The sequence below is a fragment of the Leptolyngbya sp. AS-A5 genome, assembly GCF_039962495.1.
In the GTDB taxonomy this organism is placed as follows: domain Bacteria; phylum Cyanobacteriota; class Cyanobacteriia; order Leptolyngbyales; family Leptolyngbyaceae; genus Leptolyngbya.
Window position 1 is genome coordinate 21,851 of the sequence record NZ_JAMPLL010000028.1, and the last position, 22,439, is coordinate 44,289.

The following is a 22,439-nucleotide window of genomic DNA, read 5'->3' on the forward strand; positions in this document are numbered from 1 at the left end:
TTGGACTGCCATGCCAAAGCTTCTCATTCTGTCATCTAATCCACGACGAGACCTTGATCTTGATCGAGAAGTTTCCGATTTGATTACCGCGATACAGCGGGTTGGGAAGTTTGAAATTGGATTGGGGTTGGGGGCGCGTCCCCATGACCTGATTAGGCTGTTGACAGAACATCATCCACAAGTTGTGCACTTTTGTGGCCATGGAGGGGGAGAGCAAGGGTTAGTTTTTCAGGATGAGGAAGGACGAGAATGCCTCGTTAGCACAGAGATATTAGCTGGGCTGTTCAAGACGTTCTCAAATGAGATTAATTGTGCAGTACTCAATGCTTGCGACAGCGATCGACAGGCAGAAGCGATCGTTGAATCCATCAATTATGTGATTGGGATGAGTCAGCCGATTCTCGATAAAGCAGCCTACTACTTTGCCACGGGATTTTATCAGGGATTGGCGAATGGAAGCTCGATCGAGCAGTCGTATGAGCTAGGGTGTATTGCCATTCAGATTTGGAGTGAAACTAATGTTCAATCCACTCAATCGAGACAGTATCGCAAATTCGCGCCTGTTGGAGCAGTTGCACCGTCAAAACAACTTCATCTGCCTGAACATTTAAAGCCCGTGTTATGGAAGAAGGGGATGCTGCCTTCTTCCAGTGCAGTAGCAAGCATTTCGGCTCAGGTAGCTCATCCTTCGTCAGGAAACTTGAATCTTCCACCGGATTTTGTTCAAACGATTCACCAGGAGATCGATCGCAAAGACTACAAAGATCAGGCAAGAGAAGCCTATGACAACTTTGGACAGTTTTCGGCCCAGCAGGCGGTGGATCTGACAAAATCGGAGTATGCCCAGCGCAAGATTGTCGTCGGCAAGGTGAAGGAATTCTGGATCGAAGGATTTCTCAAGCCGTCGCTTCAGGGGAATGCTGCTATGCGTCTTGACCTGAAAGCTCGTCCCGATGCGATCGCCGACCTGTCTCAGAGAATTGAAGCCTTGTCTGTGGAACTCGATGACTCCTATGAGGAGCTACGGGAAACGCAGATCTATGAGGAAATGGGGCAGGGTCGAACCCTATTAATTTTGGGTAGTCCGGGAGCTGGGAAGACGATTGCTCTGCTGCAACTGGCGCAACGCCTGATTGAACGCAGTGAACAGAATTTGAGCTTACCCGTACCCATCGTGTTTAACCTGTCGTCTTGGGCAAAGGATCGCAAATCCATTGTGGATTGGTTGATCGATGAACTGCGAGAAAAATATCAAGTGCCAAAATCCTTGAGTGAACCCTGGATTAGACGGCAGCAGCTCATTCTGTTGCTGGATGGTCTAGATGAAGTCAAGGAAGAGTATCGCAATGATTGTGTTCGGGCCTTGAACGAGTTTATGGGGCTGTTTCCTCAAACAGAGATTGCGGTCTGTAGCCGGGTCAAGGATTATGAAGCCCTGACTGCACGCCTCCAGATCAGCAGTGCGCTTTGCCTGCAACCGCTCTCCTCTAAGCAGGTATATCAGTTTTTAGACAGTGTGGGTGGTGCTCTCGCAGGCTTAGAAACCTTGCTCAAACGAGATGGTGACCTAGAGCAGTTTGCGCAAACCCCACTGATTTTGAATCTGATGAGTGCGGCCTATCAAGGGTGGTCTGTGGAACAGTTGACGCAGGAACTTGGCTCAACGTCAGATCGTAGCCAGCACTTGTTTGATACCTACATTGATCGCCAGCTAGAGCGAGGGGCGGCTTCAGACTATCCCAAAAACCAGGTGCTGCGTTGGCTAAGCTGGTTAGCCAGCCGGATGGTGCAGGAAAAGCAAACGGTATTTTTGATTGAGAAGATGCAGCCCAACTGGCTCGAGAATCGCAGTGAGGAAAGAGCTTATCGAATTAGAGCTTTTGTAGCTTCTGGGCTGATTGCCGGGTTGATTGCTGGGCTAATTGCTGGGCTGATTTTTGGGCTGAATTATGAGCTGACTGGTAAGCCGCTGAGTGGGCTGAGTGTTGGGTTGAGTGTTGGACTAAGTGTTGGGCTGGGTGTTGGGCTGAGTGTTGGGCTGATTATTAGCTTACCCCGAAAAATATTACCCTTAGAGAAACTGAGTTGGTCGTGGCAAAGGGCAAAGTCTGGATTCATTCGCGAATTGTTTAGCGGAGTTGGTTTTGGGCTGATTGGTGGGCTGATTGGTGGGCTGTGTTATGGTTTTGGGCTGATTGGTGGGCTGCGTTATGAACTGATGAGATATGGGCTGATTTATGGGCTGGGTGGTGGGCTGATTGGTGGGCTGTGTTTTGGGCTGGGTAGCGGACTGGGCAACTCTGACATCGTTCAACGAGCAGTTCCGAATCAAGGAACTCACACCTCTCTAAGAAACGGTCTTCTCATTGGGCTGATTTATGCGCTGATTCTTGGGCTGGTTTTTGGGATGATTTTTGGGCCGATTTATGGGCTGATTGATGGGCTGTGTTTGGTGCTGATTTATGGGCTGATTCTTGGACTGGTTTTTGGGTTGAAATATGGTGGAATTGCTTGCATTCAACACTTCACTTTACGCCAGTTGCTTCACGAGAAAGGCCGAATTCCCAACAATTATGCTCGCTTCCTCGACTTTGCTTCAGATCGTCTCTTGATGAAAAAAATCGGGGGTGGTTATGTCTTTTTCCATCGTATGCTTCTAGAGCATTTTGCCCGAATGAATCCCAACTAAAGCCAAGCAAAAGAATCATGTTTGATTCAAGCTTCCTCACAAGCAACCAGTAAAGTGAAGACAGTCAACTTTTAGGAGAGTAACCATGGCAAACAAAGCTCCAATGAAAGACATGGTCATCATCCTTCCTGGCATCCTGGGAAGTGTTTTGCAGAAGGATGGCAAAGACCTGTGGGCTATCTCCGGGCAGGCAGTTTGGCAGGTACTCAGCAAGACTGGTGAAACGATTCGCAATCTAAAGTTATCTGAAGATGATTCAGAAGCTGCAAGTTTGGGTGATGGCATTCGGGCAACGGCACTGATTCAAGATACTCATCTGATTCCAGGATTCTGGAAGATTGATGGCTACACCAGAACCGCACGCCTGGTTACCGATAACTTTGATATCACTCCTGGTGATATCTACAACGACCCGGATGACAAAGCAGCAAACTTCTACCAGTTTCCCTACGATTGGCGACGAGATAATCGAGCCAATGCCCGAATTCTGAAAAAGCTAATTGATAAACGGCTCAAATGCTGGCGTGAAAAAAGTGGAGCTTCCGATGCCAAAGTGATTCTGATGGCACACAGCATGGGAGGGTTAGTGTCTCGCTACTACCTAGAAGTTTTGGAAGGCTGGCAAGACAGCAGAGCATTGTTCACCTTTGGAACACCTTATCGTGGCTCACTCAATGCCGTTAATTTCCTAGCCAATGGGTACAAAAAGCTTTTTTTAGATTTGACAGACGTAATGCGATCGCTCACTTCCATCTATCAACTCCTGCCGATCTACAAAGCCATCAACATCAATGGTGAATATCATCGCACTGCAGAAGTAGATAACCTTCCCAATATTGACAAGCTGAAGGCGCAAGATGCTCTAGCATTCCATCGAGAAATTGAAACAGCAGTTGAGCAGCACCTCAAGAATGAGCAATATCTTCGATCGTTCACAACAATGCCGATCTCTGGTGTGCAACAGCCAACGCTGCAATCGGCTGCACTGATGGATGGAAAACTGCTTGTCAGCGAGGATTTACCAGCCATTTTGAAAAACCGTTTCGATTTGGGAGATGGAGACGGAACCGTGCCGAAGGTTTCTGCGATTCCGATCGAGCGATCGCAAGAACTCGACAATTTCTTTATCGCCGAACAACATGGAGGAGTGCAAAATCAGGCGCAAGTTCTAGATAATCTGCTCAACACGCTACGCATGAGCCAGTACAATCTATCCGATGTCAGAAAGGGCGAACCTCAAACTGCAATTGGTCTAAGCTTAGAGGATTTGTATTTGGCAAACGAGCCGATTTTGATGCGTGCAAGACTCATTAACTTACCAGATGCAGCAACAACATTAAAGGCAGATATCCAGCTTATTTCTGGTGATCGACCTGCTCTTACCCTCGATTTTGTAGAGCAGGAGAAAGAATGGGTGCTAGCGATCGATGACTTACAGCCAGGACTCTACCGAGTAAGGGTAAGAACTGAGACCAACAGCGAACAGGCTCCGACACCCGTTCACGATGTATTTGAGGTTGTAAGAGAGTGAACAGCGAAAAAACCACTTAAACTCAAGTAAAAGCCTTTGACCTTTCCCGATTTACGATGCCTGAACAAGTTGATGAAACTTCACTGAAACGCAAACTGACTCCCATTGATTCCAAAATCTCTGATGTACCAATGGGGCGATTCATTGTCGTTGTCGTTGGGATTAATGACTATGCCAACTGGCAAAAACTGAAAAATGCCGTTCAGGATGCGATTGGCTTTCAGCAGGCGCTTATTGATAAACTCGGATTTCTGGCACCGATTCCTCCGCTCATCAATGGTGCCGCAACCAAAGATGCGATCGAAGCCCTGATTGAGGATCAGTTACGCGATGTTCTGGAAGAGGATGACAGCCTAGTTCTGTTTTTTGCAGGTCATGGTCATACCCGTGTTGAAGACCATTCCGAAACCGGATTTATTGTTCCGGTCGATGCTCGTAGACCTGACTCGAAGGAATATTGGAGTGATTACATTCGGCTCAGCCATTGGCTGGAGGAGATTGCAGAACTTCCCGCCAGACATATTCTGGTCATTCTGGATTCCTGTCACAGTGGTTTTGCCCTGGGTGGAGCTGCACACAGCTTTCGAGATGCGGTTCGTTATCAGAAAGATCTCACCCAGCGCAGAAGCCGTAAAGTGATCACCTCTGCTCAACGAGAACAGCCCGCACTTGACGGTGGAGCTATTCCTGGACATTCTCTGTTTACCGGAACCTTGATTCATGGCTTTAATTGGGGTGAAGCAGACCTGGAGGGCAATGGCTTGATCACAGGGTCAGAACTGGGGCTATTTGTGCAGCAAAAAGTGGCTCAGGCTTCTAACTCAGCCCAGACGCCAGGCTTCGGCTCATTTCATCTCGACGATCGTGGTGAAATCGTATTTTCATTGCGAAATCAAAGCTTTGAGGCACTAAAGGCTCGTGCATTCTCAGCCCTACAAACAGGGCAATTCGCTCTTTTCAAAGATCTCACAGAACAGGTCATCGCCCTGAAACCATTGAGTCCTGAAGTGCTCTATCTGGAGTTTAGGTTGAGATTCTTTGAAAGACAGTTCGACCGTGTAACCGAGGTGATTGATCAACTGGTGAATCTCAATTTGAATCAGTCACAAATTCCGCTGTCCAACAATGATCTTATGAAGCTTCAGGTTTGGCTCCCCTGCTGGATACCCGTGTTTTCAATTCCAGAGTCTGATTTTCCGCTTGAAGTAACCGTTCTGAACGGTTCCACTCAAGAAACTCTTCGCGTTGTCGAGCAGCAGCCACTTGGTGACAGCTAGGGGTATTTGATTGAACCCAAAACAGCTTGTCAGCTTAGAATCACCAATCCGGTTCAAAATCCAGTGCATGTTTACATGGTTGGTTTTGATGAGGCAGGTCGGTTTCAGTTAGAAACTCTCTGGAACGACGCGATCGTTATTTTACAGGGATTGCCGCCGACGGAAACCAAAACCAGTTATGTTTTCAGGCCTCAAGGACAACCAGGCATTCGGGAGGTGCGTCTCTTCGCATCGCCTAGGCAAATTCCTTTATTTCTGTTTCCGGCTTCTCCTGATGCTTATGGTGCCCAACTTGATACGATCGATCCCGATGACTTGAAAGATATCAGTGTGAAATCGATTCAGTTTAGTTTGACCCCTAAGCTTTTACAGAGTTGAGAATGCAATCAAACAATCAAAGGATAATGAAAAAGCTAAGCTTATAAAACAGTTTTTTCTAACACAATCACCATCTAGGGTGACAACAAGAAAATATATTTACCGTTGAAAGACTTCAGCGATCGCGAGTCGATTTTGAAGCAGATAGAATTAAGACAACGCCAGATTCATTAACTGCTACAGGCAGCCTACGTCCTGGCAAAATATACTTGGTTAATGGGTGGAAATAGAATATTTTTTGCTTGAAAGCAACTACTTATAGAATCAATTTCTCTGCTTGAAAGCAACTACTTGATGTGTGAGAATGCTCATCTGACTAATTCAGTAGAAATGTTAAAAAACCTCCGGAGTTAGCAACTTGGGGTTGATAATTATTCTAAGCCTTATTCATTGAGTTACCATTCTCAAGCGAGCTATGCAATGAACACGGATGCCACACGAATCCTGATTCTCGCTGCCAATCCAACAACCACAACTTCTTTGAGATTAGAGGAAGAAGTTCGGGAAGTTGAAGATGTATTGAAATCTGCTAAATATCGCGATCGCTTCGAGTTAACTAAAAAATCGGCAGTGCGTACAAGAGACATGCTGCAAGCCATGATAGAGGTGAAGCCAAATATTGTTCACTTTTCAGGACATGGTGCTGGCACAGAGGGATTGGTGCTTGAAGATGACGCTGGGCAGCCTAAAACTGTGCGGACCGATACCTTAGCAAAGCTGTTCAAATTACAAGAGCAAGTTACTTGTGTCGTGCTGAACGCTTGCTATTCAGAAGTTCAAGCTAACGAAATCGTGCAGCACATTCCCCATGTTATCGGGATGAATCAAGCAATTGGAGATGATGCGGCACGAGAATTTGCGATTGGATTTTATAGTGCGCTTGGCGCTGGCGAAGCAATTGAAGCTGCCTTTGGATATGGCTGTTGCAATATTGGTTTAGAAGGTATTCCTGAAGAGCTTACGCCAATTCTAAAGCAGCGTGGAGAACTTGCTTCGTCCGCTCCTGTTGTTGTGGAAGAACCGATGCCTGATAATCCTCGCAAACTTACGGTTGTTGTGGCTCCTAACTCTAGTGACGCTGAAAAACAATCCGAGCCATCAAGCCCCAAGGTTACTACGACTAAACCAGTTGTCCTAGCGAATCCAGAAGGTACTGTGAGTCTAAATTCACCATTCTATGTGAAGCGTCCGCCGATCGAAGACGATTGTTATGAGACGATCGAGCAGGAGGGAGAATTAATTCGGATCAAAGCACCTCGCCAGATGGGAAAATCGTCGCTGATGCAGCGTGTTTTGAATCATGCGAGACAGCAAGGGCATCGCACTGTTTATCTCAATTTCTTATCTATAGATAGTGGTCTACTCACCAGTCTGAATTCGTTCTTGCGATGGTTCTGTGCCAAGGTCAGCGAGGAACTAGAGTTGAAAAATCGGCTTGACGATTACTGGGATGACAACATAGGGAGTAAAAGTAGCTGCACAAAATACTTTGAGCGGTACTTGCTCAAGAACCTAAGTGAGCCATTAACGCTAGGTTTAGATGAAGTGGATCAGGTGTTTCAGCATCCAGAAATTGCTCAAGACTTTTTTCCATTATTGCGAAACTGGAACGAAGACGGCAAAATTAAACCTCAGTGGGGAAAACTCCGGCTTGTCATTGTCCATTCCAAAGAGGTTTATATTCCGCTCAATATTCATCAATCTCCGTTTAATGTCGGATTGGCGATCGATCTGCCCGAACTGACGAAGCCTCAAGTCGAAGATTTAGTTAGTCGCCACGGTTTGAATTGGTCGTCGGTTGAAATCGAGCAGTTAATGTCGATCGTGGATGGTCATCCCTATCTACTCCGCAAAGCGCTCTACAAAATCGCGCGTCGGGAACTCACTCTATCTGAGTTTATGCAAGTCGCACCTACTGAGGAAGGCTTGTTCGGCGATCATCTCCGACGGCATCTGCTCAACCTAGAAGACGATCCAGAACTAAGAGCAGGAATGCAGCAAGTAATCTCTGCTACGAAACCTGTTTGTCTTGATCCGAGTGTTGCCTTCAAGCTAAGAAGTATGGGACTCGTCGAACTTCAAGGGAATGGAGTCATCCCATTGTGTAATCTCTACCGCCTATATTTTCGCGATCGCTTAGGAGTTGAGTAAGCATGGCTTTTCGCTATCAAGTTGGTGGCAGTTTAGCGCTCAATGCCGAAACTTATATCCAACGAGCAGCCGATGAGGAACTGTATCAAAAACTAAAAGCAGGTGAGTTTTGCTATGTGCTGAATTCTCGGCAGATGGGTAAATCGAGCCTGAAAGTGCAAACAACAAAGCGACTGCAAACAGAAGGAATTGCTTGTGCTGGGATCGATATTACGACGATCGGCACCAAAGGCATCACGACTGAGCAATGGTACACCGGAGTTATTGATAGTTTAGTCAGCAGTTTTGAACTTTATGCCGCATTTGATTTGAATGATTGGTCAAAGAGTCAAGCCCTACTCTCACCAGTACAGCGGTTTAGCAAGTTTATCGAAACTGTACTGCTACCTGCGGTTCAAAGCAGTATTGTCATTTTTATTGATGAGATTGATAGCGTTTTAAGCCTCGATTTCAACATTGATGATTTTTTTGCAGCAATTCGCGATTTCTATAATCGACGGGCTGATCAGCCGATATTTAATCGCTTAACCTTTGTGCTTATCGGTGTGGCGACGCCCTCTGATCTGATGCGAGATAAGCAGCGAACACCATTCAACATTGGGCACTCGATCGCACTTACAGGATTTCAATTTTCTGAATCTGCTCCGCTTGCACGAGGATTAGCCGGTAAAACGGATCAGCCAGAGGCTTTAATCCAGGCGATTTTAGAGTGGACAGGGGGACAACCGTTTCTCACGCAAAAAGTCTGTCAACTCGCCCTGAAATCAAATCAAGAAATTCTACCAGGGCAAGAAGCTGCTTGGGTTGCAGAATTAGTGCAAACTCAAATTCTGGAAAATTGGGAAATAAAAGACACACCAGAGCACTTAAATACGATCCGCAATCGTCTCCTTAGAAGTGGGGATCATCGAAAAGGACGTTTGCTCGGACTCTATCAGCAAATCTTACAAGCGGGCAGTATTGCGATCAATGATAGTTCCGATCAGATCGAATTGCGCCTCACGGGTTTGGTGATGAAGTGCCAGGGTCAACTCTGTGTGTTTAACCGCATTTATGCTTGTGTGTTTGATAAAGACTGGGTAGAGCGATGTCTCGCTGAACTGCGACCTTATCCGGTTGCGATCTCTGCCTGGCTCAAGTCTAATAAGCAAGATGAATCACGATTATTGCGTGGCAAAGCGCTAGAAGATGCACTGAGTTGGTCAATTGGGAAGAGTCTAAGCGATGATGATTCTCAGTTTCTGCTAGCTTCTCAGGAATTGCAGAACCAAAGAGTTGAATTAGCATTAGAAAATGAGCGATTAGAGAAGAAAAGATTTGAACTGGAATTAGAAAACGAACGAAAAGAAGCAGAAATTGAAGCGTTACAAGCGAAAGCAGCAAGGACTAAAAGCAGACTCATCGGTGCAGCCATCATTTTTAGTATCTTAACGATTCAAGGAATCTACCAAATTAGAGAGACTCAAATCAGAACTGTGGAAGTATTGAGTACTAATTCTAAAGCGCTTCTTTCGTCCGGTCAGCAGCTTGATGCTTTATTAACAGCACTCAAAGCGGGTAAAGAGCTAAAAAACTGGAAAAGTATCTTGATAGAAAATGAAAAGCGGCGCGACGTGATTAACGCCTTGCAACAAGCTGTGTATCAGTTAAGAGAACGCAATCGTTTTTTGGGTCATACATTAGAGGTTTGGGATGTTGCTGCTAGTCAAAATGGTGAAATTATTGCTTCAGCAGGCGGCGACAAAACGGTGAAGCTTTGGCAAAAAGATGGTAAATTTCTTCACGACTTAACGGGGCATAAAGATAGAGTTTATGGAGTCAACTTCAGTCCCGATGGACAAACAATCGCGTCTGCTAGCGTTGATAGAACGGTAAAGCTTTGGCGTTTGAAAGATGGACAGTTGATCAGAACCTTGAAAGGACATACACACGAAGTAACCAGTGTTAGTTTTAGTGCAGACGGTAAAACGGTCGTGTCAGCAGACAAAGACCACAAAATCAGACTCTGGAAAATTGATGGAACATTGACTAATAAGTGGGAAGGAAGTGAATTAATCAGAGATGTTGCTGTGAGCAGTTCTGGATTAATTGCTTCTGCAAACTATGATGGAACAATTCAACTATGGAATTTAGATGGAAAATTAATTCGAGCAATCCAACGAGCGCACATTAAAGCGATTAATAGCGTCAGCTTTAGCCCTAATGGAAAGATGATTGCTTCTGCTAGTGATGACGGAACCACTAAGCTTTGGAGCCTCAATGGTCGCCAACTCAAAATCTTTAGAGGACACAGCGATTTAGTCAGGAGCGTCAGCTTCAGTCCAAATGGAAAGATTGTTGCTTCTAGTAGTAGAGACGGCACAATTAGAATTTGGTCGGTTGATCAGCAAGGCGATGACATTATTAAAGCTGATAAAGTTTTGCATAGCGATGAAAACGACATTTCAGGAGTTAGTTTTGTGGGGAATAGTGAAACGTTGGTTTCGTCTAATATTAATTCAAGTACTAATGCAAGCGTGAGGCTTTGGAAACTCGGTCGTATAGAAAACAAAGATTCATCTAACTCGAAAATTAAAACTCACAATCTAATCTTCGCGGATCATGCTGAGCGAGTTTGGAGTGTTAGCTTCGATCGAGGGGGTATTCTTGCTTCAGCGAGTGCTGATTCAACATTCAAACTATGGAGTCCTTCCGGATCAAGATTGACAGCAACTTTTTGGGGACACAAAAAACCAGTTACCAGGATCAGTTTTAGCCCGGACGGCAAGACGATCGCTTCTGCGAGTCTCGATCAAACAGTGAGACTCTGGGATCGTCATAGTCAAACTGTTCTAAAAGTTCTACCTCATATAGCCCAGGTTTGGGGCGTGAGTTTTAGTCCTGATGGAGAGCGTATTGCTACTGTCAGCAATGCTAAAGAACTTAAATTATGGAATTCAGACGGATCAGAGATTAGAACAATTTATAACGCACATGCAAGCTGGATTTTTGATGTTCAATTCAGCCCTAAAGGACAAAGAATCGCTACAGCAAGTCAAGATGGAGCAGTTAAAATTTGGAGGCAGGATGGAAGTCTTGAGCGAACGTTACGCACGCAGCAAGATTTTGTTGCAGGTGTAGGATTTAGTCCCGACGGACAAATGCTAGCTTCTGGAGGGGGTGACAAAACAATTAAACTTTGGAAAGTAGAGACCGGAGAATTAGTCAGAACCATTTCAGGTCATAAAAACGCCGTGATTGGCGTTAGTTTTAGCCCCAACGGACAAATCCTATCTTCTGGAAGTTGGGACAAAACGGTGAGACTATGGCAGCTAGACGGCAGACCCATAGAAACGCTGGACGGACACGCTGATGAAGTCAATGGTGTGAGTTTTAGCCCTGATGGAAGATTTCTTGCTTCTGCTAGCAAAGATAAAACAGTTATCTTATGGCGATTAAATCCTTTGCAAGATCTTGATCTTGACTCACTTCTGAAAAAGGGTTGCCAGTTAGCTCATAATTACCTAACAAGTAATCCATCGTTGCGCGTACAGAAAAAAGATTGTCAGGAAATTGAACGTTATCCCTCCGATTGACATTCCACGAAATACTCAAGAGATGCTTAAATTTCTACTGTGTTTTTAATACACCATTCTCAATTACAACAACCTGATTTTGATATGCGACAATTTTTCCGACCCCCTTTACCTCAATCTCGCAATCGCTGCGACAAATATCTTTGATAAACGACGTAGCACCAATAGAGGTATCCCTAGATCTTCCCTTAGAGAAGGTAACTCGAACCTCATAACTCTGGCTATCTCTGTTACCTAAATCAACCGCAAGCGCCGACGACGCGCCAAGTAATAAAAACGTAAACGTAAGTAAAATCTTGTTCATTGAGAGCAATTGCCACATGGTAATCTGTTTAATTCAACTACATCAATAGTAACCTAACAGCTTTGATCAGGGCGTTGAGAAAGCAATCTTTGCAATTCTATGGCAATGTATAAAGCGTTTAAAAATGTAGTGTCACGGGTTCAATAACTACTAAAGTTTTCTGAAGATAAATGTCTTAAGTTATCAATTGCTGCGCTTCATTCGGAGTTGCGTAAAGTGCTAATCGCGGCTCGGACAGCGATCGTAATCTCTCCACTCGACACGCTGCTGATAATCTGTTGTCCTTGCTGAAGCAGAAATTCTTTAAATTTAGGGTCCTGGTTTGCTTCAGATACCAGGACTTGTTGAATCAGTTCCCTCTGAGTTGCACTTGTTGTGGCGACGTTTTGAGCATTGAGTTGATCAATGAGCCCTTGCAAAGTTGCGCGGGGATCGACACGATTAGTTACGAGACTACGAATACTACTGGCAGCTTCGCGATACTCAATTTGCCCTGAACCCGCAAGGTTTGTAATTGTGCTGCCTGAGATAAAGAAATTGTTGCCGAACGATTGCTTAGATAGTTCCTTCAATGCTTCTGCTTGATTTCCAGTAACACCGGCAAGCTGTCTAATTAACTGCTCACTTTCTGCCAGCCGATGTTTTGTTTCTTCATAGTCTCGGTAAATCGAGTTTTTAATCGTTTCCTCAACAGTGATATTGCCATTGGAAGGATCTTGATAGACTGAGGTCAAACGCTCTTGAATGAGCTGTTCATTGAGCAAACTACTGGTGCTTTTGATTTTTGCCACCCACAGTTTTCCGCGTTGTTCTACGCCTCTAAGCTCTAAATCTAGTTCTGGAGTATCCGTTTGCAATTTGTAGAGTGCAAGGCTAAGAGCAGCAATATTGAACTCGCCCTTGAAGACTAATTCCACCTCGTCTTCAGGTTCTGCAAACAATGAAGCAAATTCTCCGGGTTCAAAGTTTCGATCGATCGGATAGCGATCGCTAGGTTGTCCATCCTGATATTTGCGAAAAATATAATCACAGCGCACATCAGTAAAGCGAGTTTTACTGCTGACACTCCAATCTTCGATGCAAATTCCCGTTAAATCTGCTCCTGTAAAATTCGCTCTCGCAACTTGAGCACGGACGAGAATGCTGCCTCGCAAGTCTGCTCCTCGTAAATCAGCTTCAGTAAGGTTTGCATCGATTAAAACGTTTTTTCGCAAGTCAACGCCCTGGAAATCTGTGTTGGTTAGTTGAGTACGAATCAGGATACTATCTCGTAAATCTGCGCCTTTGAAGTCTGCTCCGGTAAGATTAGTGTCTGTAAGATCAAAGCCTCGCATGTCTGCGTTCTGAAGATATGCACCTTGTAAATTAAACCCTCGAAAATCTTGATCACGGCTACTACCATGCGTCAACAGGCGCTGAACTTTGGGATGCTCTAAGTCGAGGTACTGATTGTCTACTCGTGCTCGCTCTAAGCCAATCGCGCCTTGAAAACAAGTGCGGTATAGCTTGCGTGCCCGAAAGTCTGTATTCGCAAGCTTCGTACCCCTAAAGTTAACGTCGCTCAAATCTAAGTTTAAGAAAGACGTGCCCCACCAAGAGCCGACAGCGATTGCCCACTGCCGATATGAACTCGGATATCTCCAGGGTGTACCTCGAAGAACATTGGCAAGCCAACCGCCCATTGCTAAGCTCAGCCCGTATACCGTTCCACTAGCCATTACTAGCATTCGAGCATTCGATGACACTGTCAATAAAGTTCTAAACTCAGAATTAGGGGCTTCCAACTCCCCTGAAATTGCCGCAAGCGAACCAGAGAATGCCGCAAAAATAGCAATCAAGATACCCAATAACTTTAAAGGTTTCGTTTGAAGAAATACAATATCCGTCAGAGCCAGAACAAAGCGAATGCCTAAAAAGCTAATGGTGCTAGTGCCTAAACCAAAAGCGATCGCAATAAACGTATTTACACTAAAAGAAGGTGCAGAATCAGAAAGCTGAAGCAAGCCTAAATTTCTAAAGACTTCGTGTACAACTACCGCCCCACAAAAGCTGAGAAGAAATGCAAGCAAAATCCGAGGCAACGTCTGAAAAATTGCTGTTGTGAGAACAACAATCGTCACGAGTGCCATTGCTCGAAATTCCAATGGAGCCTTCTTTCCAACAGCAGCATTTAAACTGGTAATTCCTCCTGCATAGCCAACCAGGAAGATCGCAGCAAAACAAAGAAGAACAATGAACACAATTAGAAGTAGCTTAGCCCAAATCGATTGACCAGCGGAAGCATTCTGTAAGTCACTCTGTAAAGCTTCTTGTTGAAAACGCTTACCTCTGATGTTGTGGGCGAAATGCTGACTCTGCTTGATCTTCTGCATAATAAAACGATCTCGAAATCGCCAGATTTTCTTCTACAAATTATTCAGTTGTCTTGATTATTTTGTTAAATCAACAGAATGATTTAACAAAATAAGTCTTGAATTGGTCTTCTTTCTCAGCATAAATTACATACATGAACGAGGTTCTTTAAGCAAATGATGTCAATCTAGTAGCTTTACTCCTGAAGTTCTGAGAACTCTTTAAGCAGTTTTTCCTAGGCTAATATTTCACTTTGAGAAAACGTAGGTATGAAGCATAGTCTTGAGCAATTTACAAATGTAAACAAAGATTGGCTGAACCAAGGTGCTATTAGCCTAGGTAAAATTGAGATCTCAGCGATAGGAGCGCTAAAGGGCAATGCTTTACAGCCTGAGGTCGAAGATTGGACTAAAGTGATTAAGCTTATTCAAGCTCGAATTCGTTCACGGCGACCTGCCTTGGTAACTGTACTGTCAGATCAAGGAGCATTTCTGCCGATTTCCTCTCTGAAAGCAGGCGCTGAACAGAGTTCTGCTGTATGTCGTATATCTAGGCACTTCTCCCTCGAAGCGTTTCGGGATTTCTTAAAGGCTATAAAGACTGATGTTAAGAAGTGGGAAGCTTCAGATAAATTTGATTCTGTAGAAAAAGTAAAAGAGATTTTCTCTATTCCCAACCAATTAAACATTGAAGGACTGCAAAGCGCGCTTGACAGTGTGGATACATTGGAAGTCTCCATCAGCAATCTAGATGCACTCAGTCAGATCAATGAAAACCAGCTTGCTAAAATTAATCCTGTTCCAATTGGAACAGGATTCCTGATTGGAGGAAGGCATCTTCTAACAAATCATCATGTCATTTCTTGTAAAGAAGTTGCTCAACAGTGTATTGCTCAGTTTAATTACATTGAAGATGAAAAGGGCAATCTTCAATCTTCGATCGATTACGAACTAGCTCCTGAAATGTTGTTCGTATCTGAACCAGGGCTAGACTACACACTGGTTCAACTAAAATCCGATAGATTTGCCCAGCCACCAGGATATTACTTTGGTTGGCTACCACTTGCTGAGGATAGCGACAGTGTTTGTCCTGGGCTTTCTTATCTTCAACTGGATATTGATCCAGATAGCCATGAGCAGTTAAATGCAGTTTTGCAAGCCAAGATTGAGGAGATACAAAATAGTGGTTTTATTGTCAAACAGGACTGGGTGACCCAATATGAACAGGAGAACAGAGTTGAAAAACCAATCCTCGTTATTTTGCCACTGCCAGTGCAGCAAAAGCAATCAGAAGCGGAATCAGCCACATTAGAAAGCGAAGGTGAATCAAAAGTCAAAGCTAAATTAACTGAATTAGAAGCTGCATTAAACTCAGCAATGGCGGAGGAATCTAATCAACAACCAATTTGCTCGGATCAGCTTTTACCTGGAGATAATGGTTTCATTGTTCATCATCCTAAAGGAAAACGAAAACAAATTTCTTCGTATAAGGTTACTGAGCGCGGTCTTTACAAACACTTTTTGAGATACAACACAAACACAGATTATGGCTCGTCAGGTAGCCCAGTATTTAATGCAAGATGGGAACTAGTTGCTTTGCATCACGCAGTCATTCCCCCTACAACAAATAATTCTGACCAAGAATCTACTCAGCAAGGGATCAGAATTTGCCAAATTGTGGGTGACCTCAAAAGAAAAAGTGTTAGCAATTCTAAGTTACAAAGTTTTATCGATGATTTTGTTCTGACACAGGAAGAGCTAGATTTTCCTCCCTTACCTTCTGTGCTTGAATTTGATGGTGTAACTAATTACATTGACATTACTCCTAAGGAAGTTGTAGGCGATTTTGCATCGTTCGCGATTGAAGCTTGGGTCAATCCTTATCCATCTAGTACGGATGCCACAGTTTTTAGTCAGGTGTGCCAAGAAACGTGGTACGAAGACTTTAAAGAAGACTCGATTTTTGGCCAGTACATTTTGGCTCTCAAAATTACACCGGAGGGTCATGTTGTTTTCTCCAGAGAACCGTTTTGGAAGATCTCTTCTTCTGCTTTCCCCCAAAATGGCTTGTTATACCCATTAATTCAAAGCGAGGAAAAGCAGAAACACCCTTTAGATATTCTTGCTTTACAATCTATCGATCAAAAAGAGATACAAATAAATCTCGAAATTGATCCCACTAAGGAAGTAGAAGTTAGAGAATTGGAAGAAAAAATTAAAGCATTACAGTGTGTTCTATACTGCCTTGGCTTTTTTCCTGATAAGGCTTACAGCGGTCAATCAGAAAACTATCGGGAAACGTATCTTAGAACTTTGAGTGGGCGGCTAGATGAGGATACGAGAACAGCTATTACAGGATTTAATGCTTGGTGTTTTGAAGAAAGCCAATTTAGCGGTAAGTTTGCGAAGGCTATAGAAAACTTAACTAGTACTGAGAAACTGTCTCCTATTCAAGTAGAAGAAACAATAATTATTATTCCGTCTGAGGCTATTAGTGTCTTTAAAGTTCGAGGAACATTTTTAGGCTTGGGAACCAAACGAAAAACCAGAACAAATGCAGATGAAGAATATACAAATCATCATGGCTTGAGAGTACTTGAACTGCAACACTGCTTAGAAAGCCTCGATTGGAATAGCCCCTTTCTTTTAGATCAAAAATTTCCTGAAACTCCAAAAGTTTCTCTTAATGGTGACTTTGATTGGCCTCAAAAATGGAAAGAGCCAGAAGCATGGTTGCAGGCAGCAAGCGTCACAGCTTACGCAGTTAAAAGGTTGCAACGCACGTACTGTCAGCCAGATGAAGGCGTTTTTGGTTCGCTGACTTTAGCGGCATTAGAGCAGGCAAAAACCTACGAGGTTCGTACGAGAGAGAAGTTGCCGATCGGCGAGTTTAGCCACATTGCTGTCACACTTGACCCAGAGGACAAGGAAGTCAAAATCTACATCAACGGTCAACTTGCCAATCGACGCTATGTTGGTATGCGAAAACCTGGTCGCATTTGCAAGGCTGTAATCGGTGCAAGAATTACCAATTCAAACTTGAGCAACGCGCAGGATTTTTACACAGCTTACATTAAGGGGACAATGTCGGAAGTACGTCTCTGGAAAATGGCTCTTCAACCCAAGGATATTGCCAGAAAAATGTACTACCGTCTCAGCAACAACGATCTCCACGACGAGAACCTAGTTGGTTATTGGCGGCTTGAAGAAGGCAGCTTTAGAGAAGTCGAACAAGATAGGCACCAAGATTCTCAAGAAATTAAAGCGAATATTAAAGAACGTGGGTACTATCTTTGTAATTATGCAGCACAAAGTAGATCATATGCATCTGAAAGTAAACTTCAAATTCAGGAAGCGAGCCAGCAATTGAGCTTGCACAGCGCTTGTAACTTTCCAACGATTCCCTTGCCTTTCGGGTTGGAAGCCAATCAGGAAATTAGGTTGAAGACAACGCCGCAAAACTTAAACACAATCTCACAAAGTGAGGTGTTAAAAGATGAACCAGGAATTACAGTTGAGTTTTGGATGAAATTTAGATACGGAAGTGGCGAGATTATTAGCGAAGGAGAAAGTGAAGAAGGATTCTATAGCTTGAGTTGGATTAATGGAAAAATTCAGTTGAAATTAAGTTCGGAAAACTTGCTGACCAAGATTCAGACTCAAGAAACAGTTCGGAATACTCAAGTTTGGCATCATATTGCCTTTTCATGGGGTGCAACATCTAAAGAGGTTAGATTGTACCTGAATGGCAAGCTGCAAGATGTGATTGCAATTCAAGCTCAAGTGCAAACATTAAACTATGAAACCACATATAAATCTATCGTCACTTTTCCTGCCAATGAGTTTGCTGCAAATCACCAAACTTTAAGAATTGCTCCTAAGAACAGTGCAAATTCTCAGTCTAATATTCATGAACCCCAATCTCTTAATTGCTCGATCGCGGAGCTACGAGTTTGGCAAGTTGTCCGTCCTGACAGTGGAATCAAAGCTCATCTCAACCAACATCTCAACAGGGAAGAAGAGGTCAAAAACGGGTTAGTTGGTTACTGGCGCTTCAATGGTAAGGAGAATTTTATAGATCAATCTGGCTACTGCGAAGTATCCTCAGAACCGCAAGACATTCCCAAAGAGTTAGTATGGATTACTCCTCAAAGTAAAGCACTCAAATTTACGGATATTGACGATCAACATTGGATAGCTAAAATTCTCAATGCCTTGCATGACGTGGGTTTGCTTGGCTCGTTTGTTGATAACAGTGCAGTTCAATTTAGACCGGACGATCCCATGTTGAAGCAAGAGTTTGCCCTATTATTACTTAATACATTTGGAGGTGATCCGCGTACCCACAAAGCCAATGTACTGCTGCGGTTTAAAGATAAGGATATTAAATCCGAGTATTGTAACGATATAGAATACGTCTGGAGACTGGGATTAATATCTGGTGAGGCAGAAAAGCATGATGATAGATTGCTAGTAAGAGAAATAACTTTCGTACCAAATCATCCTACTAATCGAGGTCAAGTATTTGATGCTATCTTCGATTCTTTGGAAAACGTTCCTACCATACCCGATGCTGCTGAGCGTGAAAAGTTGCTGAGAAACATTTCTGACGTTCCATTGCAGAAGACTCGATTTTCCTGGATTCCTCTTGAGAAAATTGCAGGGGGGCTCAAGAATGAACTAATAATTGGTAAGGTTGCCAACTCCACTCAGCTCGATTTTCAGGAGCCAGCAACTAGAGCAGAAATTGCAGCTATGCTTTATCAAGCCCTAGTTTATCAAAAGCGTGTAGATAGGATTGATTCTGACCGCATTTTGAGGGTGGTTGATACATAATCTAGTTAATGAAATAATGCTTTCATCTCTCTACCCTAGGTTTTGTGCTTCATCACTGGGATTAGCTGCTCTGGAATTTCTGCCATCTGAATTGCAACACAAGCTAACTTATACGCACGATCTATGGATTCCCCAGCACCCATCGCATCATAAAAGCCGATCGCAAATTCAATTGCCGCTCGATCTCCAATCGCTTGATTCATGCCGATCACATAAGGAACATGTTGAGCGATCGCTTTCGCCTGCCGCTCTGAATAACAGGCATTTAACACGACACACTCAACCGAATCCGTAAACAGTTCAAACAGTGCAGCTAATGCCTCTGTGCTGACCAGTTTCGCTTGCCCAGTTTGATCTTCTAAAATCAATCCTTCTTCAAAGGTTTCCACATGATCGACCGGAATCAGTTTTCGCGTTGCTTCCGAGGATTGAGCAGCATCAGTTGCACGACCGATACCATGCCCAGAGAAGTGAACAATCTGAGGCTTACAATCGAGCATTGCCCGTTGTAAATCTCTTGGACGCACTGCCCATTGTTGTTTTAGTTCAAAGCGATCGCGGTGTTGCGATCTCTTCAATCCCTCATCTATCCCTCGGATTTCTTCATCTAATCGTAATTTTGCTGTAGCGATCGGTTGAGCCGCTAGAAACAGGATGACTTTTTTATGGCTTTCTGTCTCTGGCAAAGTATCGTTTTTTGCTAACGCCTCATTGTATTGAATCGAGCCAGAGCCAGCTAAGTTGGTGATAGGACTATTGGAAATGTTAAACGTGTTTTGGGTAGAGTCTGAATTTGGCTGGGGCATCTTCCTGATTTTTGAAGCATGAGTTTTGTTTTCTCTACCATCATTCTAATGCTGAACTTTAATAGATTGAATGATCGCGCACCTTGCAATTGCAGCATGAGCATTGCAGTTAGTATTATCAACTTAACCGCGCATTTTCAAGATCAAGCACCGTGATCCTTTAACTTTAAGCATTGCTCAATATTACTTTCTCGCCAATTCTCAAAGCATTGACGTGGCTGTTCTCGGTAGCGTTTTGCACTCAGTTCATGTTGCTTCGGGTGAAAGTGCCCTCGAATCGAGTCAAAAGCAGAAAGGAAGCATTGGGCTTGTCTGGGGGCTTGAATCGCCGCATTCGTCGCTCTCGCACTCTTGTCGGTTGATGCGAATTCTCCGCTCGTGTTTAATCCTTTGTGCTATTGATGTTCTACACTCAGCATCACTTGTTTCTTCGCCGCTTCGTCGCTCTTCAATTTGTCCTTCACGATAGCTGCGCTACACGACGAGTACGTGCTCACCTGTGGCACAAAGCCTTGCTGCTCCAACAGCTTGCCCAAGAATTGCTTCGCCGCCTTTGTGTCTCGATGTCGTTGCAGCAAGACATCAAGCACATTCCCTTCCGAATCCACTGCCCACCACAGATAGTATTGCTGCCCTTTGTTGTCTCTGACACACGAGCAGCGTGTCCGTGACCACCATTTCGTCGAGATGCCATTTGTTCAAATTGTAAGGGCGTTTGCGCCGCAATTGATTCGCCTATTACTGCCCGAACTTCTGACACCATTCCCGAATCGTTTCGTAAGTCACCTCAATACCGCGTTGTCTTCGCCACGCTGTAGGCGACCAGCATCATTTTCTCGATGTCCCGGTAACTGAGGGGAAAGCTGTAGTACAGCCAAACACAGGAATTAATGATTTCACCGGGAAAGCGATGACGAGAGTACATGAGAAGGTGTAATCCGAGTTAAACCAGTCCAATTATTCTACGTCCCGATTAACCTGGCAATGTCCTTCCAGGTTCCAATAGCTCAAGGGATAGCGACAATACCACCGCACATTCAGCAAGATGATTTCTGGCAAAAAATGTCGCGGTTTAAACAGGGATTGGCAAGTTATTTAGGATGGAAGCAGAGAAAATTAAGCTTCCCAAGATTAGCATTTTTGCGACACAACTCAGATTTGTTCAAGCTGTCAGATTGAATCCGCAAGACTGCTCGCCCGATTGTGCCTCGGGAACACGGGTGTTAGTGTCTGCTGTTAAGCGTCACTCTGTAGATCTGACTCAACCAAAATTAGCTTTACGTTCGGATGATTACTGATTATCTCTACAATCCAGTCATACACGGTGGGTCCCTGTTCTCGCAGTGCTGAGCGCAATGCCCAAGCGGTCTTAATTAGGACAGTAGGATGACAATCGCGCAACCGCTGTGTGAGTTGATGAACGGTTTCGGCATAGCCTAGACCGATACGGGCAATGTCCACATGACACCACACTAATCGGAACGATCGCGGCAGCAGCCCGTAGTGACCTGATAGAATTTCGTCGAGGTCATTGAGACTCTCGCCCCAAGGCTGCCCATCCAACAAAACTCGACCAATCTCGCTGTAGAACTGTTCAAGCGTCGTGGTGTGACGACCATCCAAGACATACTCAGGTTTCACAGCTTTTCAATCAACAGCGTTACGAGGTGTTGATCGCAGCATACCGAAACTTCGACGACTTGTGTAAATCAAAAAATAATCTGTAGTCAGTTGGGCTGCCTGATCAAATACGGGACGATCGTCAGAATGGAAGGTGGAGGATATGGTTTTATGACCTGGCGAACTCATTTAGGAGAGCGAGTTCTCGAAGGGGTTGAGGCAGAAGTGTATCTCCTGCCATGCAAGATGCGATCGAGCATCTTGAGGACACCCGTGATTTAGAGGGGCCAGAAGTTTTGACAGGCGATCGTATCTTCGACATTTCCAGTTTTGAACAAAAAGTGGTTCTGCTTCACCGATGCCTCTCTGCCCTGCTCGACCCAAACATCGAACCTCCAATGCTAACCAATGTGGTCGAAGCTGCCGCTTATTTTCCATTCGCGTTTCTCAAGATGCGGCTCGGAGATGAGATTTACCTGGAGAAAGAAGGATTCCATGAAGAGGACAGCCTTAGATATTTTTACCGGACCTTAGTTTGGAGAGCATTTGAGGAATATCTTTTAACCAATTGGCAAGCGGGGCAAGAAGAATTTGGGTTTGACGAAGAATTAGACACTTTCCAACCCCACTCGGATAATCTAAGAGTCTGGCATACCGTTGTTGATCAACTGATTGATCGCATCTTCTGGGATCGCGACTGGGCACTAACCTCAAATCATCCAGAGATGCTGGACGGCATGGAAGCAGAGTTGAGCCAGCCGTTTGGACTTGATGACTATTTCACCAATCGACTGCCGAAAACCTAATACCAATTTAAAGAATACCTGCGACAAATAACGCCTCTTTGATGAAGCTAAAACCAGTGATAGAAGCAACAGTTTCGTGAGTCAGTTCGTTTAGCAGTTTATCCACTCTGGTTTG

The 22,439-nt window shown here is 44.3% G+C and carries 13 protein-coding genes and 1 pseudogene; 8 read left to right on the forward strand and 6 right to left on the reverse strand.

Annotation, left to right across the window (positions count from 1 at the left end; all coding sequences use genetic code 11):
- The first annotated feature begins 10 nt into the window (after window positions 1-10).
- The 6 genes from NC980_RS21375 (at window position 11) to NC980_RS21400 (ending at window position 11,601) form a co-directional block, all read left to right on the forward strand.
- A complete protein-coding gene (locus NC980_RS21375; protein WP_190377295.1) occupies window positions 11-2,689 on the forward strand; it encodes an NACHT domain-containing protein in 2,679 nt (892 codons plus the stop codon).
- A gap of 85 nt (window positions 2,690-2,774) precedes the next feature.
- Entirely contained in the window at window positions 2,775-4,220 is a 1,446-nt protein-coding gene (locus NC980_RS21380; RefSeq protein WP_190377296.1) for a lecithin--cholesterol acyltransferase, read from the forward strand.
- 56 nt (window positions 4,221-4,276) lie between these two features.
- Window positions 4,277-5,497 (forward strand): caspase family protein, encoded by a 1,221-nt coding sequence (locus NC980_RS21385; RefSeq protein WP_190377297.1) that lies wholly within the window; start codon window positions 4,277-4,279, stop codon window positions 5,495-5,497.
- Between the two features lie 6 nt (window positions 5,498-5,503).
- Entirely contained in the window at window positions 5,504-5,875 is a 372-nt protein-coding gene (locus NC980_RS21390) for a hypothetical protein (RefSeq protein WP_190377298.1), read from the forward strand.
- A gap of 420 nt (window positions 5,876-6,295) precedes the next feature.
- Entirely contained in the window at window positions 6,296-8,026 is a 1,731-nt protein-coding gene (locus NC980_RS21395) for an AAA-like domain-containing protein (RefSeq protein WP_190377299.1), read from the forward strand.
- Window positions 8,027-8,028: 2 nt separating this feature from the next.
- Window positions 8,029-11,601 carry an AAA-like domain-containing protein gene (locus NC980_RS21400; protein ID WP_190377300.1) on the forward strand — a complete coding sequence of 1,191 codons (3,573 nt, stop codon included), beginning with the start codon at window positions 8,029-8,031 and terminating at the stop codon, window positions 11,599-11,601.
- A 501-nt stretch (window positions 11,602-12,102) separates the two neighbouring features.
- Here NC980_RS21400 and NC980_RS21405 read toward each other — a convergent pair.
- Complete coding sequence (locus tag NC980_RS21405; RefSeq protein ID WP_190377301.1) at window positions 12,103-14,277, reverse strand: pentapeptide repeat-containing protein; 2,175 nt, start codon at window positions 14,275-14,277, stop codon at window positions 12,103-12,105.
- Between the two features lie 249 nt (window positions 14,278-14,526).
- Between NC980_RS21405 and NC980_RS21410 the strand changes: the two genes are divergently transcribed.
- Window positions 14,527-19,092, forward strand: a complete 4,566-nt coding sequence (locus tag NC980_RS21410; RefSeq protein WP_190377302.1) for a LamG-like jellyroll fold domain-containing protein — start codon at window positions 14,527-14,529, stop codon at window positions 19,090-19,092.
- Window positions 19,093-19,127: 35 nt separating this feature from the next.
- Here NC980_RS21410 and NC980_RS21415 read toward each other — a convergent pair whose 3' ends face one another.
- The 5 genes and pseudogenes from NC980_RS21415 to NC980_RS21435 form a co-directional block, all read right to left on the reverse strand.
- Complete coding sequence (locus NC980_RS21415) at window positions 19,128-19,898, reverse strand: CHAT domain-containing protein (RefSeq protein ID WP_190377303.1); 771 nt, start codon at window positions 19,896-19,898, stop codon at window positions 19,128-19,130.
- 395 nt (window positions 19,899-20,293) lie between these two features.
- Window positions 20,294-20,506 carry a DDE-type integrase/transposase/recombinase gene (locus tag NC980_RS21420; RefSeq protein WP_347272615.1) on the reverse strand — a complete coding sequence of 71 codons (213 nt, stop codon included), beginning with the start codon at window positions 20,504-20,506 and terminating at the stop codon, window positions 20,294-20,296.
- Between the two features lie 179 nt (window positions 20,507-20,685).
- Window positions 20,686-20,823: a hypothetical protein gene (locus NC980_RS21425; protein ID WP_242027011.1), complete on the reverse strand. Its 138-nt coding sequence runs from the start codon at window positions 20,821-20,823 to the stop codon at window positions 20,686-20,688.
- A 65-nt stretch (window positions 20,824-20,888) separates the two neighbouring features.
- Window positions 20,889-20,993 (reverse strand): annotated as a pseudogene (locus tag NC980_RS21430) (IS6 family transposase); the annotation flags it as partial.
- A 141-nt stretch (window positions 20,994-21,134) separates the two neighbouring features.
- Entirely contained in the window at window positions 21,135-21,539 is a 405-nt protein-coding gene (locus NC980_RS21435) for a barstar family protein (RefSeq protein ID WP_190377304.1), read from the reverse strand.
- Between the two features lie 218 nt (window positions 21,540-21,757).
- Between NC980_RS21435 and NC980_RS21440 the strand changes: the two genes are divergently transcribed.
- Window positions 21,758-22,324: a hypothetical protein gene (locus tag NC980_RS21440; RefSeq protein ID WP_190377305.1), complete on the forward strand. Its 567-nt coding sequence runs from the start codon at window positions 21,758-21,760 to the stop codon at window positions 22,322-22,324.
- Window positions 22,325-22,439: the final 115 nt, after the last annotated feature.